Here is a 1903-nt window from a genome sequence, read left to right as displayed (position 1 = left end):
GACGCCGGGCACAAAACCCTGCCGCTGGTCATCCCTGTCCTGTTCTATACCGGCAAACGCAGCCCGTACCCTTACTCCACCAACTGGCTGCAGGAGTTTGATGACCCCACACTGGCGGAAAAACTGTACACCGGCGATTTTCCGCTGGTTGATGTGACGGTCATTCCCGACGAAGAGATTATGGGTCACCGCAGCATGGCCGCACTGACCCTGCTGCAGAAACATATTCGCCGGCGCGACCTGGCCGAACTGACCGACAGGCTGTCCGCCATTCTGCTGACCGGCTATCTCTCTTCGCCGCAGGTGATTTCGCTGATACACTATATTATCCAGGCCGGTGAATCGGCGAATGCGCAGGCATTTGTTCGCGAACTGGCCCTGCGGGTTCCGCAACACGAGGAGGAACTGATGACCATCGCACAACAGCTAGAACAAAAAGGTATCGAGAAGGGTATCGAACAGGGTATCCAGAAAGGTATCCAGTTGGGTGAACAACGCGGTATTGAGAAAGGGCGCCATGAAGGCAAACTCGAAGTTGCCCGTACCATGCTGGCCAACGGCCTCGATCGCGATGCGGTCATGAACATGACCGGGCTGACCGCTGACGACCTGGCGCAGATCCGCCACTGAGCCCCCGGGCAGGGGGTCACCCTGCCCGAAAATCCCGCCCCCGCGCAACCCCATACGCCCGGTTGTTGACCCTGCATTGAACTCCCTGTCCCCAAAGCGTGGGTGCCGTCACGTCTGTGACATTGCCGCGCGACGGCGCTTGCTTTTGCGCCGGTTTGTTTGCATGTTGTTAACATAATTATAATATAATCAAAAATATGGTGACACAGCAATGTCCATTCAACTCCAGGAGATGCTGCGCGAGCTGCAGGGTACACTGTGCGCGCTGCAAAGCACCCTCACCGCCCTCGGCGCGGTGCTCGAACAGGCCCTGAGCACGGCCGACGCTGCCGACGACGCGGGCGCCGACACCGCCGCGCCCGCCCCCCGGGCCGACGATACCGCCCCCCGGAGCCGCACCTCGACGCCGGTTCGCCTTCCCCCGGTCCGGCCGCGCGCGCGCCGCAATCACCTGACCGCCCCGGAGGTGGCGGCCCTGCTGGCCGGCGCCCGCCTCACCACCCAGGGCCCCCGCGACCACGGCCTGCTGCTGCTGTGCTTCCTGCACGGCCTGCGGGCCAGCGAGCTGTGTGACCTGCGCCTGTCCGACGTCGACCTGGCCGGCGGCAGCATCGCCATCCGCCGCCTTAAAAAGGGGTTCTCCACCCGCCATCCGCTGCCCGACGAAGCCGCTGACGCCCTCCGGGCCTGGCTGACTGCCCGCGACCGCTATCCGGGCGCCGGGCAGAGCGACCGGCTGTTTCTGTCGCGGACCGGCCGACCGCTGTCGCGCCAGCTGCTGCACCACCTCATCGGGCGTCTCGGGCGCCAGGTGAACCTGCCGGTGGGAGCGCACCCGCACATGCTGCGGCACGCCTGCGGGTTTGCCCTGGCGGACCGGGGTATCGACACCCGGCTGATACAGGACTACCTGGGGCACCGTAACATCCGCCACACCGTGTGGTACACCGCCAGCAATGCCGCGCGCTTTCGCGGCCTGTGGCACCGGCCGGTGAGCTGCGGGTGCGCGGTGTCGCCGGCCCGGGCCGCGTGGCACGGATAGCGGTTGTCGCGCGCGCATCCACAGCCCATAATCCCCCCTGCAATCATCATCATGCTAATCATACCTTGGGAGGTAACGACCGTGAGTCAGCGAAAATACCTGACACAGACGGAAGTGGGGCGTCTGCTCGAATCGGCAAAACGACAGAAGGGCAACCCGGAACGGGACTACTGCCTGATATACATGAGCTTCGTGCACGGCTTTCGCGTCACCGAAGCCTGCCGCCTGCGC

Annotated in this window: 1 protein-coding gene and 1 pseudogene; both read left to right on the top strand. The window is 64.3% G+C overall.

Features of this window, described 5'->3' with window-relative positions; all coding sequences use genetic code 11:
• Window positions 1-630: Rpn family recombination-promoting nuclease/putative transposase (locus ADK28_RS28560; protein WP_048797361.1), on the top strand; the 630-nt coding region annotated here is incomplete at its 5' end.
• A 439-nt stretch (window positions 631-1069) separates the two neighbouring features.
• Window positions 1070-1672, top strand: a pseudogene (locus ADK28_RS28555) (tyrosine-type DNA invertase); the annotation flags it as partial.
• Between the last annotated feature and the right edge of the window lie 231 nt (window positions 1673-1903).

This window comes from Serratia sp. 506_PEND (assembly GCF_001076875.1).
GTDB lineage: Bacteria > Pseudomonadota > Gammaproteobacteria > Enterobacterales > Enterobacteriaceae > Serratia > Serratia marcescens.
This window is presented reverse-complemented; position numbering and strand designations above follow the sequence as displayed.